This is a genomic window from Microbacterium sp. PI-1 (genome assembly GCF_004337555.1).
Classification (GTDB): Bacteria; Actinomycetota; Actinomycetes; order Actinomycetales; family Microbacteriaceae; genus Microbacterium; species Microbacterium aurugineum.
Genome location: NZ_SJYZ01000043.1, coordinates 1 through 16,152, shown reverse-complemented (window position 1 = coordinate 16,152; position 16,152 = coordinate 1). Strand labels below are relative to the sequence as shown.

The 16,152-nt window shown below is 69.6% G+C and carries 8 protein-coding genes; 1 reads left to right on the top strand and 7 read right to left on the bottom strand.

Going from position 1 to position 16,152, the window contains the following annotated elements; genetic code table 11:
- The 6 genes from E0W80_RS18590 to E0W80_RS18565 all read right to left on the bottom strand — a co-directional run.
- The coding region (locus E0W80_RS18590; protein ID WP_131494499.1) for an RDD family protein at positions 1 to 782 on the bottom strand (782 nt) is incomplete at its 3' end.
- Positions 779 to 3,175 (bottom strand): transglutaminase-like domain-containing protein, encoded by a 2,397-nt coding sequence (locus tag E0W80_RS18585; protein ID WP_131494498.1) that lies wholly within the window; start codon positions 3,173 to 3,175, stop codon positions 779 to 781. The genes E0W80_RS18585 and E0W80_RS18590, both read right to left, overlap by 4 nt.
- Positions 3,172 to 4,434, bottom strand: coding sequence for a DUF58 domain-containing protein (locus tag E0W80_RS18580; protein WP_131494497.1), 1,263 nt, complete (start codon positions 4,432 to 4,434; stop codon positions 3,172 to 3,174). The genes E0W80_RS18585 and E0W80_RS18580 overlap by 4 nt, the downstream gene beginning before the upstream one ends.
- Positions 4,434 to 5,405, bottom strand: a complete 972-nt coding sequence (locus E0W80_RS18575; protein WP_047522445.1) for a MoxR family ATPase — start codon at positions 5,403 to 5,405, stop codon at positions 4,434 to 4,436. Before E0W80_RS18575 ends, E0W80_RS18580 begins: the two co-directional genes overlap by 1 nt.
- A gap of 36 nt (positions 5,406 to 5,441) precedes the next feature.
- A complete protein-coding gene (locus E0W80_RS18570; RefSeq protein WP_240740590.1) occupies positions 5,442 to 11,498 on the bottom strand; it encodes an Ig-like domain-containing protein in 6,057 nt (2,018 codons plus the stop codon).
- Between the two features lie 201 nt (positions 11,499 to 11,699).
- Positions 11,700 to 14,498, bottom strand: a complete 2,799-nt coding sequence (locus tag E0W80_RS18565; protein ID WP_131494495.1) for a metallophosphoesterase — start codon at positions 14,496 to 14,498, stop codon at positions 11,700 to 11,702.
- A gap of 205 nt (positions 14,499 to 14,703) precedes the next feature.
- On the opposite strand from E0W80_RS18565, the gene E0W80_RS18560 reads away from it, so the two are divergent.
- A complete protein-coding gene (locus E0W80_RS18560) occupies positions 14,704 to 15,450 on the top strand; it encodes a GntR family transcriptional regulator (protein ID WP_240740589.1) in 747 nt (248 codons plus the stop codon).
- An 18-nt stretch (positions 15,451 to 15,468) separates the two neighbouring features.
- Here the strand turns inward: E0W80_RS18560 and E0W80_RS18555 are convergent, their stop codons facing one another.
- On the bottom strand, positions 15,469 to 16,038 hold the full coding sequence (locus tag E0W80_RS18555) for a DNA-3-methyladenine glycosylase I (protein ID WP_131494493.1): 570 nt from the start codon (positions 16,036 to 16,038) through the stop codon (positions 15,469 to 15,471).
- Between the last annotated feature and the right edge of the window lie 114 nt (positions 16,039 to 16,152).

Genomic DNA, 16,152 nt, shown 5'->3' with positions numbered 1-16,152 from the left:
ACGGTCGCGTCGAGTTCGGGCTCGGGCTCGGGCTGCGCGGGAGGCTCCGACCGCGACGGCGCATCCTGGGTGATGCCCGGGACGAAGGCGATGAGGGATCCGCTCTCGGCCACCGGCGCAGGGGGCGCAGCCGGCCGCGGCGGGAGCGACGAGGATGCCGGAGCAACGGGAGCAGCCGGGGCCGGAACGGCCGGAGCAGCCGACGCCGCCGAAGCAGCCGGAACGGACTGCGGGAGTCCAGGGATCGCCGGTCCGGTCGTCGGTGTAGCAAGGCCCGGCGCAGAGGCGGACGAGGAGGAGGTGGCCTCGGACGCCGATCGGACGGGACCCGTCTTCCGCGCATCCAGGATCAGAGAGCCTGCGACCTTGTCGTGCCACCCCTGGAAGCGCCCCGACCCGTCGAAGAGCGGAGTGAAGTACCCCACCACGACGGCCGCGGCGAGGCCGAAGATCACGTTGCGCAGCAGTGCGCGCCCGAAGCCGAGCGGGCCGCCGTCCGCAGCGGCGACGAGCTGCACGCCCTGGGCGCGCATGCCGATCGAGCCGGCCCCTGCCTGCATGACGGTGTAGACCACGAACCAGCCGAGCAGCACCAGGCTCACCACCGGACCGCCGACGAGGAGGACTCCCACCATCCCCTCGACACTGCCGGTGAGCGACGCGGCGACCAGGAGTCCCCCGCCGAGCACGATCGCGAGGCCCCCGGCGATCAGGGCATCGATGACATAGGCGACCGCGCGACGGGAGAGGGGCGCGATCTGATCGAGCGCAGGCTGCGTCATGGGGTCTCACTCTCGGAGGACGGGGGCGTCGTGCTGTTCTTGATGGTGCCAGGTTCGCGGCGTACGCGCGCGGTCGCGGCGTCCTTGAGGCTCTGCAGGCCGTTCGAGATCGCGGTGCCGCCGACGAGCGAGCGAACGCTCAAGCGCGCCTTCACGCGCTTCCAGAAACCGGCGTCCTTGCCGAGACCGCCGACAATGCCGTCGACCTCGTGCCAGAAGGACTCGACGTCTTGTGGGCTCGGCTCTGTGGGGCCGAACACCTCGGCGTCGGCCCGCTCGGCGAGCGCGGTGACCTGTGGAACCGTCAGCGCGGTGGCCACGACCTCGGCTTCCTCGGTCCGGGTGCCTCCGGGCGTGAGCCGCGCACCGTAGTCGATCGCGCGATCGGTCAGCTCGTCCCACCCGCCACTGATGCGGTCGGCGGTGCGCGCGGCGGCGCGGCGCGACCGACGCTTCGCCGCCTTCCAGGCGCCGATCACGATGAACGGCGACGCGAGGAGCGTGATCACCGCGAGCGAGATGCCACCGATCACGAGGATCGCACCGATGATGCCGGCGAGGTTCAGGCTCTCGTCCTCGGACTCCCGGTCGTCGGGAAGGGTGGGCGGCAGATCGACGGGTTCCTGCGGCGGGGGTGGCGGCTGCAGCACCTGCGGCTTCGGGTCGACGCGGGGCTTGGTGTTCTGGTCGTTCGGCACCTGGTCTTCGGGCGGAGTCGGGTTGAAGGTCACCCAACCGATGCCCTCGAAGTTCACCTCGACCCAGGCGTGGACGTTGTCGCCGGTGGCGGTGAACACCGCTTCCCCCGCCTGCTCCTCGTCGGGGTAGTACCCCATGACGACGCGCGCCGGGATGTCGAGCTGCCCCGCGAGCAGTGCCATCGCCACGGCATACTGCTCGTCGTCACCGATCATCTGGTCGGCACCGACCAACGTCGAGATGCGCTCGGCGGTGTGGCCCGCGCGGGACAGCACCTCTCCCTCGAGCCCGTGGCTGAAGAAGCCGCCCTCGGAGAGGAAGTTCTCCAACGCCCGCACCTGCTCGATCGGCGTCTCCGCACCCGACACGGTCTCCGCCGCGAGCGAGGTGAGCTCTTCCGGCACGTTGCTCGACGTCGGCAGCGCCACCTTGCCGAACGGCACCTCGGCGAGCTGTTCGTCATCGGGGACGGCGGGCACGACGGCATCCACGACGTACTCGTCACCCTGGGTGAGCTTCGGCGTCGCGACCGCGGTACCGGTCACGGTGTTGACGTACGTGCCACGACGCAGGTCTTCGGCGCGCGCTCCCTCGAACCGGATCTCGGACAGCTCTCCGGCGGTCGGCATCCAGACACCGCGGTAGCCGTCGATCGCGAACTTCAGCGTGACCGGGACGCCCTCGGCATCCGGTGCCATGTGGGAACGCAACGGTGCGAACGCGCTCGACGACGTCGGGCCGCCGTCCGTGACGTTGTAGACCATGCCGTCGAACTGATCCATGACCGCGGTGCGGATGCGTGCGCCCTGGGGGAGGCCCTGCACCGTGAAGAGGGTCTCGGAGGCCTCGTCGCGCACGTTCTTGCGGAACGCCTGCAACGGGCTCGGGTAGTCGCGGATGTCGAACGGCGGGATGATCACGTCGCGGAACACGTGCCGAGGCTGTGCCGGGTTCGCGACGGCGCTCGCGGCGACGCCGGTGCCTGCGGCGACGGCCAGCACGGCGACGCCGGCCAGCAGCCGTCGGGTGCGCATCTGGGTCGCACGCGAAGGGTCGACCTCGCTGACGGAGACGGCCATGTTCTGTGGTGCCCACAGTTGCCGCAGAGCGAGCCACGACATGCTCACCACGGCGAAGACGAGCCCCTGCACCAGAGGGAAGGCGGGCTCCGGCGTGCCGAGGGCGATGACGAGCATCAGCAGCACCCCGGCCGGGAGCAGCGCCCAGGCGACCTGTGGCAGCCGGAGCGCGAGAGACGCGGTGAGCGTGGTGACGACGAGCGCCAGCAGGAACGGGACCACCAGGTGTCCGTCGACCGCAGCCACGGGGGCGACGGTGGTGAGCATCTGCTTCCAGGCGGTGACGGTCCCCACCGCGAGCTTCTGCAGCGTCTCGATCGTCGGGATGAAGCCGAGGAGGGAGGTCTGCGGGAGCGCGAGGGCCCCGCCGAAGACGAAGTAAGCGGCGACCGTGAGCCCCGTCGTGATCAGGATGCCCCATCGTCGCCAGGTCGCGACGGCCGCGATCGCCAGCCCGATCAGGATGCCGCCGACGGCGGCCGGGAGGAAGGACGGACCGGAGAACGTCGGCCAGAAGCCGATCAGCGCGGTCGTCACGAGGAGTGCGGTCGCTCCCAGATCGAGGATCCATCGGCGCACGGCGAGACCCGCGGGGCCGGCGGCGGGCACGGTCATGCGAGAACCTTCTGCAGAGCGAGCGGAATCTGTTCGAGGGCGCCGACGGTGACCACGTCCGCGTCGCCGATCCGCCGAAGCGTCGGAGCGGACACGCTGGTGTCGGCGACGACGGCCAGCGCCTTCGCGCCGAAGGGCAGCCGCGAGCACGCGAGGCGCAGATCGTCGGAGCGCACCCGCGAGCCGCACACGAGCACCACCACACTGGCGAGAGGCATCGTGACCGACACGATCCCGGCGAGGTCGGCGATGCCGCCCTCGCGCGGCTTGCTGCCCTCGACGGCGGAGAGGGAGTCCAACAGCTGCTTTCCGGTGCCGGCCGGGAGCTCACGCCCCTGCACGCGCACGTCGACGCGCTGCGAGTCGCGGAGCGCGCGGAGGCCGATCGAGCCCGCGGCCGAGATACCGAGCTCGAAGTCCTCGGCGGTGGCGTAGTCGGACAGCGAGCGCGACAGACCGATCACGAAGTGGGAACGCCGCGTCTCCTCGTACTGGCGGACCATCATCGTGCCGGTTCGGGCGGTCGAACGCCAGTGCACATGGCGCAGGTCATCGCCCGGCTGATACTCCAGAAGCGCGTGGAAGGAGACGTCGTCGCGCGAGAGGTCCGTCGCCGGGAGCCCCTCCAGGTCGCGCAGGTAGCCGAGCGACTGTCCATCGAACAGCACGGTGCGCGGATGCACGAACAGGTCCACCGGGTCGTCGCGGCGGTGCGCCCGTTCGAAGAGACCGAGCGGGTCTCCGCGTACGACGCTCACGGGGCCGACCTTGACGACGCCGCGCTTCTGGGTCGGGATGGCGAAGAGCTCCTCCGCCTCCTCTCCGGGGGCCAGTCGCTGGATCCCGAACTCCCCACGACCAGCACCCACCGGGAGCACCACGCGCGAGGGCAGGATCGCCCTGCTGCCACGGTTGGCGAGGGTGAGTGCGCCGACCGCGCGCTCCCCCACCACCACACGGGTGCGGGCGAGGTCGAGCGACACGTCGTAGGCGGTGCGGCCGATGAGGAACAGCGCGCACAGGGTGACGGCGATCGCGATCACGACGGCGGCGACCGTGAACTCCGCCCAGCCAGCGATCTGTCCGAGCACCCAGAACACGATGGCGAGGGACATCAGCACCCAGGCGAGCGGACGGATCGCCGCCGTGATCTTCCGGAGGCGCGTCAGGGCACGGGCACCGAGGACGGCCGCGATGTCACGCCATCCGGCGTCGCGTTCCGTCGGCGATGTCGACGCCTGAAGGGCCTCCGCGGTCATCAGGCCGCCGCTCGTGCCTGGGGAGCCGCGACGCCGTCGAGCACGCGGGCGATCACGGTGTCACTGCTCGTGCCGGCGAACTCCGCCTCGGCGTCGAGCAGCAGACGGTGCTGCCACACGGGCCGCGCGAGCGCCTTGATGTCGTCGGGGAGCACGAAGTGACGACCCTGCGCGGCGGCCCACACCTTGGCGATGCGGACCATCGCGATCGCGCCGCGCACCGAGACGCCGAGCCGGATCGCGTCGTCCTCACGGGTGGCTTCGGCGAGCTCGGCCACGTAGCGGAGCACAGCGGGCTCCACATGCACGGTGGAGGCGAGGTCGGCCATGTCGGCGACCGCACTGGTCGTGATGATCGCGGAGAGTCCGGCGGAGGGGTTGCGGTCGGAGGCTCCGGCGAGGATGCTCTCGGTGACCGCGAGGTCGGGGTAGCCGATCGAGGTCTTGATCAGGAAGCGGTCCAGCTGCGCCTCGGGAAGCTTGTAGGTTCCCGCCTGCTCGATGGGGTTCTGCGTGGCGATCACGAGAAACGGGCGACCGGTCTCGTGCGTGACGCCGTCGACCGTGACGCGGGACTCCTCCATGACCTCCAGGAGCGCCGACTGGGTCTTCGGCGAGGCGCGGTTGATCTCATCCGCCAGCACGATCGACGCGAAGATCGGTCCCTTGTGGAACTCGAACCGGTGGGACTGCTGGTCGTAGATGGTCACACCCGTGACGTCGGAGGGCAGCAGGTCCGGCGTGAACTGGATGCGCGCGCTGGTGCCCTGCACGGTCGCCGCGAGGGCCTTCGCGAGGCTCGTCTTGCCGGTGCCGGGCGCGTCTTCGAGGAGCACATGCCCCTCGGCGAGCATCGACGCCAGCACGAGGCCGACGATCTCCTGCTTGCCCTGCACCGCCTTGTCGATGTTCGCGACGAGACGCTGGAAGGTGCCCTGGAACCAGGCGGCCTGCTCAGGGGTCATTGTCATGGGAGTACTGCTTCCTCTCGGATGGAAGGGGCGCCGCTACCAGGCACGGCGTTCGTAGTCGGTGTTGCCGATCGTGACCCACACCTCGTAGCCACGGCCACCCGCGCCGTGGAAGCAGCCGATCTCGATGGAGCCGTTGGCGGGGATGTTCCAACTCGAGCCGCCCGCGAACCTCGGTCCTGCGGTCGGCGCGTTGCTGTTGCACCACACCTGGTACTTCCCGGCCGGGAAGTTCGAGGTGTTGATGACGAACTTCGCGCAGGTGCCGTCGGTGCACTGCCCTGGCCAGTTCCCGGCCGTGCCTCTCGTCACCCAGGCACGGGGCTGCGGCGGGGGCGAGGAGGTCGCGGATGCGGTCCCACTGGGATCGGACCAGGCGCCCGTCGAGTCCTGCGCGCGGGCGCGGATCGAGTGCGTCTGGCTGTGCCCGTTCCCGACGTCGGTCGAGCCGGTCTTGCTCACGTTCTGCCAGCCGCCGCCATCGATGCTGATCTGCACGTTCTCGATGGGTCGTCCGTTGTCGGAACCGTTGGCGTTCCACTTCAGACGCACCTGGGTGGAGAGCGGATCCGCGCTGACCGACGGGGCGTGCGGCTTGCCGTACGGCTTGCCGCTGGCCGACTTCGATGCGGCTCCCGCGTACGTGGAGCCGCTGACGTTCGCGACGGCGCGCACCTCGACACTGTAGGAGGTTCCGTTGGTCAGTCCACCGATCTTCTGGTTTCCTGGAAGGGCCGACCATCCGCCGCCGCCGTTCAGACGGTACTGGTAGCTGATCTCGTTGCTCGCCGCCCCACCGCTGGAACCGGCGTTGAAGGCGAGGGTGAGACTGCGATCCCCGTCCGTGACCTTCAGGCCCGTCGGCGCTCCCGGCGGGATGACCCCGCGGCGAGGGGCCGACTGCGCACTCATCTCGCCCCACCCGGCCTTGTTGTAGGCCTGGATGCGGTAGGTGTACGGGGTCTGGGAGGGTTGGACCTGGATGGCCTGGCTCCGCGCCTCGGGCCCGGGGGTCAGCGTGTTCACGACCTGGCCGCCCTGCAGGATCTCGAGACGGTATACCTGGATGGCGTCACCGTTGTTGTCGGGCGCGACCCAGTTCACCTGCATCTGGGCCTGGTCGCCGACCGGGGCGAGCTCGGTCGTCGTGGGCGCGGCGGGAGCCTTCGGCGGGCCGGCCGGGATCTCGGAGGCGGACCAGCCGCTCCAACTGGAGGGGTCGGGGGCCCTGTTGTGCGCCTGGACCCGCACCTGGTAGTCCGAGCCGTTCTCGAGCCCTTCCCACGTGGTGGAGTTGCCCGTGACCTCCTTCTGCGTGACGCCGGACGGCGGCGCGGGCGAGATCTCGAGCGTGTACCGCTCGACCGGCGAGCCCGGGGTGCTCGGCGTCTTCCAGGCCACCTTGAGGGACTTGTCCCCGAAGTCCAGAGAGGGCGGGTTCGGTGTGTCGGGACGCGCATCGGGCCGCGCCGGAGCGGAGGCCGCGGAGGGCTGCGACTCGCCCACACGGTTGGTCGCGGTCACCTGGAACGTGTATTCGACGTTGTTGGTGAGGCCGTCGAGCGTGCACGTCGTGGACTGGCACTCCTTGGTGTACGGGTTCCCGCCCACGGACCTCACGGTGTACTTCGTGATCTCGGCTCCGTTGTTCGACGGCGCGGAGAACGACACCACGACCGTGCGGTCCTGCACGCTCGCGATGACCGGAACCCCGGGCGCGTCCGGAACGTCCTGCACCGTGACGACGATCTGTCCGTTGACCTCCCGATCGGGGTCCTCCGTCGCGTCCTGGATGCGATAGCGGACGACGAGCGTGCCCACGAACGACTTCGTCGGAGTGATGGTCACCTGGTCGTCGGTGAAGCCGACCTCGCCGCCGCCGGACTCGGTCACCGCGGACACGATCTTCAGCGGGGTCTCGGGGAACGGGTTGAAGTCGTTGGCGAGAGCGGGGACCGTGATGGTCTCGCCCGCATCCGCTTCGGAGATGGTGTCGGTGTTGGCCGCGGGCATGGGACGGGTCGATGCTGTGACGAGCACCGTGACGGTGCCCTCCACCGGCTCGGTCGTGCCGTCGGACACGCGGAGCTTCAGCGTGACCGTCGTCCCCTTCTTGGCGTTCGACGACGCTTCCACGCGGAGTTCGTCGCCGTCGACCCGCGCGGAGACACCCTTGCCCTCGCCGCCGACGAGTGCGTAGTCGTGCTTCCCCTTGTCTTCGGGGTCGGGGTCGTCGGTCAGCGCGGCGAGGTCCAGCGCGACCGCCGATTCACCGGGCGCCACGTTGACCTGTCCCTGGACGAACGTGGGCTGCTGGTTCTCCGGAGGCAGCACGTTGATGGGGATGCTGAGCGTGGCCTTGCGCCCCTCCGGGTCGTCGGGCCCATCGCCGTCCGTGACCTCGAACGTGAGCGCGTCGGGCCCGAAGTAGCCGTCGGCGGACGTGTAGACCAGCGTCTTCGCGTCTTGGAGGAGATCTGCGCCGTCGGCATGGCTCGCGCTGATCTTCGCCTTCTCGGTGATGACCACGTCGCCGCCGCCCGCCACCGTCACGTACTTCGACAGCGGCAGGACCTCGGTCTCGCCGCTGACCACTTCGAGCGGCTTCGTCGATGTGAGCGTCGGGCGAAGGTCTGCCCGTGAGGGGACGAAGATGAACGCCGACGCCTGCAGGTCGTCGCGGTCGGTGAGGGTGTACCGGATCAACTGCAGCTCGTCCGTGACGGTGACGCGCACCTTTCCGCTCTCGAGCCGTGTGCCGCCTTCGCCGACATCGACCGTGAGCCGGTCGGTCGTGCCGTCCGGGTCTTCGTCGTTGGCCAGGATGTCGAGGTCCGCGGTCAGTCCGCCGTCCTTCAGATCGGCGGGCTGCAGTCGGTCGTCGCGTGCGACGGGAGCTTGCAGGGGAACGTCTTCGTCGACCGTGATCTGCAGGGTCGCCATCGCCGTCGCCCCGCGGGAATCCGACACGGTGTACTGCAGCGAGGTCTCGGTGGGCGCGTCGGGTGCCTGAACGAGCACGCGGTCACCGGAGACCCGCGCATCCAACCCCTCCGGAAGCTCGAGCCCGTCCTTGACGAGGGAGACCTTGTCGCCCTCGGGATCGGAGTCGTTCGCGAGGACGGGCACGGCGATCTCACGCCCCGGTCGCACGACCACGGCGTCCTTCACCGCATACGGCGGCTGGTTGATCTCCTCCGCGGGGGCGATGCCGACGCGGATCGTGGCGACGCCCTCCTTGCCGAGTCGATCGCGCACGCGGTACTTGAACACGTCGACGCCGGACGCCCCGTCGAACGCCTCGTACGTGAAGTAGTTCGGCCCGTTGAGCACCCGTCCCTTGCTCGGACTCGAATCGAGGCCGACCAGCTCCACGGAGTCGCCGTCGGTGTCGATGCCGTCCAGCGGGACGGCGATGTTCACCTCGGTGCCGGCGAGCGTGCGCGCCACGAGGTCTTGAGGACGCGGAGCGGCGTTCTTCTCCTCGTCGATCGGCAGGATCTGGATGGTGACGTAGCCGGCGGCCTTCTGCTGGCGCGAGTCGACGACCTCATAGGTGAGGTACACCGTCTTGGCCTCCGGGCCCGCTTTGAAGCGCACCGCGTCCTGCGAGACGAACGCCTCGCCGTCCTCCGGGTCGACGAAGGGCTCGATGAGCTCCGGCTCGAGGTGCATGACGTCGTCGCTGGGATGCGTGTCGTTGTCGAGCACCGGGATCGTGACCACATCGCCGGCGCGCACGGTCGCCGTATCCGGGTTGGCGATCGGCTGGAGGAGTTCGTCCGGCGCGGGGATGGGGATCACCACGACCTCACCCTCGGCCGACTTCGAGCCGTTCGAGATCCGGTACTTGATCCGCACCTGCTCCTCGAGCGCTCCCTGATCGGTGATGCGCAGCGTCTCGTGGTTGAGCACCGAGACCGAGATGCCGCTGTTCGGCTCCAGCGACACCGACTGCACCACGAGGATCCCCCCGCCGGGATCGGTGTCGTTGTTGAGCACGCCGAGCAGCACATCCCCGCCGGTGGGCAGGAGCGCGACGTCACGAACGGCGACCGGCGGGAGGTCGGTCTCCGATTCGGGCATCACGTCGACGCGGACGAGACCCTCGCCGTTCTTGGGCCCGGTGGTGACCTGGTACTGCACGTAGTAGACCCCGGCCTTCTCCGCCATGAAGGAGAAGGTCTTGTTCGGGGTGTTCGGGATGATCGTCGCGCCCGGGGTGTCGAGAACCCGGCTGAGGCGCAGCGGCTCACGGGAGGTGCTCGTGTCATTCGCCGTCGGCGCGATGGTGACCTGCTCGCCCACCTTGGTGATGACGTGGTCGGCGTTGGTCTTCGGGTTGGTCGAGCCCTGCGGCCGGACATCGAGCGCGATCGTCGACGTGCCCAGCTTCCCGAAGGCGTCCGCCACGGTCACCTGCACGTCTTTGCGTCCTTGCAGGCTGGCGGTGGCCTTGTAGGTGATCTGACCGTCCTTGCTGAAGTCGACCTCGTCGCCGGGAGCCGCGACCACCTCCTTCAGATAGATGTCGTCGCCGTCGGGATCGATCCAGTCGGGGAGGATGTTGTACGAGATCGTGCCACCGGTCTCCACGGCGAGCGCGGTCTTGCGCTTGGGCGTCGGAGCGCCGTTCTCGTTCCAGTCGTGCACGGCGAGCGACACGACGGCCGTGTCCTTGCCGCCGCGTCCGTCGTCGACCTCATAGGTGAAACTCGCGGTACCGGAGGCCTTCTCTTCGACGGCGATCTGGAGCGAGCCGCCGTTGTTGATCGGCTGGACGGTGCCGATCGCGGGCTGTGCCTCGGCGAGGGCCGCGACGAGCACATCCCCGTCGGGGTCGTTGTCGTTGTCGAGCACGGGGAGCAGCGTCGTGGCACCCGGCCGCACACCGTAGGAGTCGTCCTCCGCGATCGGCGGGGTGTTCTGCTCGCTGCGCTCCGGAAGGGTGGTCTCGACGGTCTCCTCGGTCGAGTCCTCCTCGTTCTCCGTCTCACCCTCGGGCGGAGTCAGGTCGTTCCAGTTGTCGACGCGCTGCAGGCTCTCGTTGGCCATCCAGGCGGCACCGCCGACGGCATCGTTGAGGATGATCACGTCCCGGTTCACGCGGAAGGTCAGGTTCGCGGAATCCTCTGCTCCCTCGATCGGGGAGTTCACGTCATTGGAATCGCCGGGGCATTCCCGGATGAAGGTCGCCGAACCCGCCCAGGCACCGTAGGTGCAGCCGCGGAGCCAGACCGGTGCGGCGGCCGTACCCGCGCTACCGGCCGAGGTCTCTTCGGGGTCGCTGCCGTCGAGCGGCACACGCACCAGAGCGGACGGGGTGGCGATCGCGACCGCGTCGTTCGCGGCGGACGCCTGTTGCAGCACGGCATCCTTCGCGCCCGGGACCTCTGTGCGGAAGCCGCCCGGGGTCGTGACGACGCCCGCCGCCTCGTCGAACACCACGGGTGTGCGACCCACGGCGGTGATCGTCGGCTTCGCGGCCGCATCGACCTCGCCGACCGAGGCCGTGGAGGTGTCCCGCGGCGCACCTTCGTTGTCGACGGGAACGGTCACGACCTCGCCGCGCTCGGCGGAGAGTGCGAACACCGTGCCGTCGTCGGCGACGGTGACGTCGGCGTTCTCGCCCAGCTCGGCGACGGGTTCCGCCGCCTCGATCTCGAACGACGCGATGCCCTTCACCGGGACGACCCAGAGATCTCCGGACTTCTCATCCAGGATCGCGGCCGTGTTCGCACCCATCGCGACCTTGGCGGTGGAGGGGATGATCGCCGAATCTCCGAGCGAGACCCGTGCCGGGTCGATCGCCGTCACGGTCGATGCACTCTCGTCGACGACGAGCACGTTCGCCGCGGCCTGGAGGATGTCGTAGTTCTCGCTCGTGGTGCGCAGACCGCCGTCGAGGACCGTGGACTCGTTGTTGAAATGCCCGACGAGCAGGCTCGAGGTCTTCGTGATCCAGACGCCGCCGTCGTTCAGGTCGACCTTGGTGGTCGGGAAGCCTTCATAGGTGAAGGCCATCGTGGTGAGGGCGATGACCCCGACCGTGACACCCGCCGCGGACGCGAGCGTCTTCGGTCGCGCGCGCATCCATGACAACGCCTTCATTCCCGGTTTCCCCCCCAGGGTGACACTCTGTGATCACTCGTGCGCGGGCCCGTCTGGCCGACGACGCACCCGTTCATCCTAACCGCGTGCCCGAGAACCGCTCGATGGGGAGTAGTACCCATCGCCGGGGCGGCGTCGAGTCGACCTCGGCGCCGCCCCGGCGATAGGGGGAACGGAACGCTCTCAGCTGCCCGCGCGGCGCCTCCGGGCGAGGAGGAACCCGCCGAGCGCCACGAGCAGCAGGCCGCCGCCGAGGAGGAACCAGCCGGGCTCACCGCCGGTGGCCGCGAGTCCCCCGCCGGTCGACGGTGCATCCCCACCGCCGGAGCCCGGCGCGACGCCGCCCGACCCCTCACCCGCCCCCGTGACGGTGAGCGGGGCGGTGACCTCGGTCCCGTCCGGCAGGATCACCGCCAGCGTGTGAGCACCGGCCGGCGTCGTCGAAGGGATCGTGACGACCGTGCGGAACGCCCCGTCGGCGTCGGCGGTCGCCACGCCCACCCGCACCGGTGTGGAGCGCAGCTCGATCTCGACCTCGGTGTCGGCAGGGAATCCGGTGGCCGCGATCGTGACCCGGCCGCCCGCTGCGACGTTCTGCGTGCTCAGTTCCAGGGTGGGATCGACCGGATCGACGGGATCGACGGGATCGACCGGAGCCGCCGTCGGCCGCGGGACGTCGACGTGCTTGATCTCCGTCGCGCCGGTGGAGGAGAAGGAGTACACCGTGACCCGTACGCGGTCGTCGTACAGCGCGGCGCGAAGTCCGACCGGATCGGCACCGCCGACGGCCTTCTCCTCCCAGTCGCCGCTCGGCCCGTACATCGTGGTCACCGCTCCGGTGTTCACGACCGTCGGGGCATGGGCGAGGCTCGGATCCGTCCGCAGCTCGGCGCTCCAGTCGTTCAGCGTCGGCGACCAGTGCGTGTGGCCGTTGAACATGATGACGTTCGGGTTCTGCGCGAGGAGCGCGGCGAAGCGAGCCTCTTCCTGGCCGTAGTCGTTCTTGTAGAACCGCGCGTACGACCCCGAGACCGAGTAGGGCAGCAGGTGGTGCGAGAACAGCAGCACCGGCTTGTCCTGGGCACGCCAGTGCGCGAGCCGGTCGCGCAGCCAGGTGAACTGCTCCTGGCTGAAATCGATGAACGGGCCCGAACCGGTCTTCGCCGCGTAGTCGTAGAACTCGCTCCCGATCCAGATCAGGGGAAGCTGCCCGTCGACGAGGACCTCTCCCCACAGTCCGCCCTGCCCGCCGACCTCACGCATACCGGTCGAGTCGAGGAAGCGCTTCTGATACACCGCCGATCCTTCACTGCCGTAGTACTCGTGGTTGCCGATCGTCGAGACGACCGTGCCGTAGTCGCCCCCGCCCCCCGCGGCGAGCGCCGACAGATAGGAGGTGTAGTTGGCGGTCGACCCCGTGCTGACGAGATCGCCGTTCGACACCAGCACATCCGCCGCCTGCGGCATCGCACGGAAGCCGGGAAGCACGTTCTGGCTCAGCCGAGTCGTCGCTCCCTGCACGTCGCTGAAGATGTCGACGACCGCGTCCGCCTCGACCCCCTCGGCGAGCGGGGCGAGCGGGCGCAGCACCTGCACGTCGTCGAGCATCCACGACCCCGCGGCGCTCGCGGCCTCGAACCCGAATCGAATGCTCATCGACGACGCGCCCGCGGGCACCGCGACCGGCAGACGGAGTCGCGCGGACTCCTCATCCGCGTCGGAGAGCTCGCGCAGCACGGCCTCGGTCCCGTCGTCGAAGAGGGCCGTCACCGATCCCTGCTGTCCCCCGCCGCGCTTGCGGTAGTGGCTGTCGAGGCGCACCTCGAGCGTGTCCCCCGCCGTGACGGCGATCGGTGCCGATGTCAGGGTGCCCGAGAACGCCCCCTCCGTCGCTTCCGCCACCGCGATCTGTCCCGAGGCCCGGGTGAACGCGTGTCGGCGGTCGGTTCCGTACTGCCCGACCACGCTGTCGAGAGTCGACAGCGACCACGCACCCGTCGTGGTCCAGGTGTCCTTCTCGAAGCCGTCGAACCAGAGCAGCGGTTCGGTGGTCGCCGAGTCCGGATCGCCTGCCGCGAGCACCGTGATCTCGAGCGACGTCGAGACGATGCCGGCGCCTCCGAGCGACAGCGCCACGTATCCGGGGGCGAGGTCTTCGGGCAGGGTGACGGAGAACGAGGTCTCCCCGGCGGCGTCGGCCACGGGGATACCCGGGATCGGAGTGGCGGAGTCCCCCCACGTCGCGGTCAGCTGCTGGCCGGGGCGGAGGCCGCCGATCGTGACCGGCACTGTCGCACCCGCCGTCGCGACGGGCTTGGACGCGGAGAGGATGCGCGGTGTCGAATCGGCCGGTGGCGCCTCGCTGATCTGCACGTCGTCGATCATCCAGAACCAGTTGTTGCTGCTCTCGGCATACGACCAGCCCACCGTGACGGCGTCGACTCCCGCCGGCACCGGGATCGAGACATCCACCTGCTCGTCGAGCCGGTTCCGCGCGAACGACTCGACCACGACGGGCGCTTCGCCGTCGAACCGAGCCACCAGCTGAGCGGTCTGCGGTGCCTGTCCCTGCTTGTAGTGGCTGTCGAAGACCACCCGCACCGCCCCGTCGCCGCTCTGGAGGTCGACCTCGGGAGCCCACAGGACCGAGCTGAAACGCCCCTGCGTCGGCCGGTTGGCGTCGGAGTGCACGACCGCGGTCATCCCCTCCGCGCGGGAGAAGGAACCGCGGTCTCCGCTGTTCCCCCACACGGACACGACCTCGGCCGGCGTGTGGAACGACCAGCCCTGCCACTCGGTGCGCATGCCGTCGACATTGGTGTTGTCGACCGACCACCCCGCCGGTGGCTGCGTCGCAGTGGCATCGGCGAAGCCTTCGTCGAGCGGCGGGGCCGCGGCGAGCGCGGGCGTCGCCGCGGTCCCGCCGAGCAGGGTGAGGGCGCACGTCACCGCAAGGGCACCGATTCCGCGTCTGGTTCTCATGTCTCTTCCTTGGAGTTGGTCGACCGCACATCTCGGCCGAGGCAGGGTGGAGAATCTCCGGGTCTCTTCCGAGCATGCGGAGCGAAAGTAGTCATGACAACTTTTTCCCGCAGTATTCTCGAAGTGTTCACCGACATGAGGCAGAGTGGCCCTGGCTGGCAGCGTCGAGGAGCGAGAAGTCATGACAACGGGAGCGAGGACGCGAATGCGCAGACCGCTGCACGAGCAGCTGTACGAACAGATGCGCGATCGCATCAGGAGCGGTGAGTGGCCCGAGGGCGAACGGGTGCCGAGCGAGCACTCCCTGATCGCCGAGTTCGGCACCTCGCGGGGGCCGATCAGGCAGGCGCTGGCGACCCTGCGCGCAGAGGGCGCCGTCGACGGCGGACGGGGCGCACCGCCGCGTGTACGGCGACTCGTGCCGACGCAGTCCTTCCAATCGTTCGTCTCGTTCACCGACTGGGCACGGTCGATCGGCCGCCGCCCCGGACAGCGGGTCATCGAGGCCGCCCGGCGTCCGGCATCGGAAACCGTCGCCGACGATCTCGGCGTGGAACCGGGGGCGGCGATCGTGGAGATCGTGCGGTTGCGGCTGCTGGACGACGAGCCGGCGATGCTCGAGAGGTCGGCATTCCCGTTCGCCGTCGGGAAGCTGCTGTTGGCGGCCGACCTCGATACGGGGAGCATCTACCAGACGATGCAGGAGCACGGATGCGCACCCGTCCGCGCACGCCATGTCTTCGACGCCGTCCCCGCGGATGACCTCGATGCCGCGGCGCTCGCGGTCTCGGTGTCGACTCCGCTGCTGCGGGTGCGGCGAACGGCGTGGGCCGAGGACGGCTCCCTCGTCGAGGTCGCCGATGACCGCTACTTGCCGACGATGGCCAGTTTCGCGGTCGAGAACACCTCCGACGTACGCTCCGCACTCACGCGGGAGACCGGCGAACGCTGAACCTCGCGGTTCCGATGATCAGGCGCGCCAGCACCCCGCGATGTGGTCGTCGACCATGCCCGCCGACTGCATCAGCGCATACATCGTCGTCGGACCGACGAAACGGAAGCCTCGTCGTCGCAGCTCCTTGCTCAGCGCCGTCGACTCCGGCGTGACAGCGGGGACATCGCTGAACGACGCCGGGCGAGTACCGGATGCCGGCGGCGCGAACGACCACATCAGCTCGTCGAGCTCGCCTGTTCCCATCGAGCGGACCAGCTGGGCGTTGCCGATGGTCGCCTCGATCTTCGCGCGATTCCGGATGATTCCGGCGTCCCCCATCAGGCGCTCGACGTCGTCTTCGCCGAACTCCGCGACGATCTCGGGCTCGAAGCCCGCGAAGACCTCACGGAACCGCGGCCGCTTGCGCAGGATCGTGATCCACGACAGTCCGGCCTGGAAGCCCTCGAGCGCCATCTTCTCGAACAGCGCGCGGTCGCCGTGCAGGGGCGTGCCCCACTCCTCGTCGTGGTAGCGGCGGTACTCGGCGTCGTCACCCACCCAGGCGCAGCGGTCACGGGCGTCGGGTCCGGTGAGGAGAGAGCTCATCCGCTCAGGCTATCCGCCAGGACCGACACCGCCACGGGCGCCTGCCGCCGACCGCCTGCCGCTCCGGCCCCCGCTTCCGCGTCTCCGTCCCCGTCTCCGTCGACGCCCCCGTCC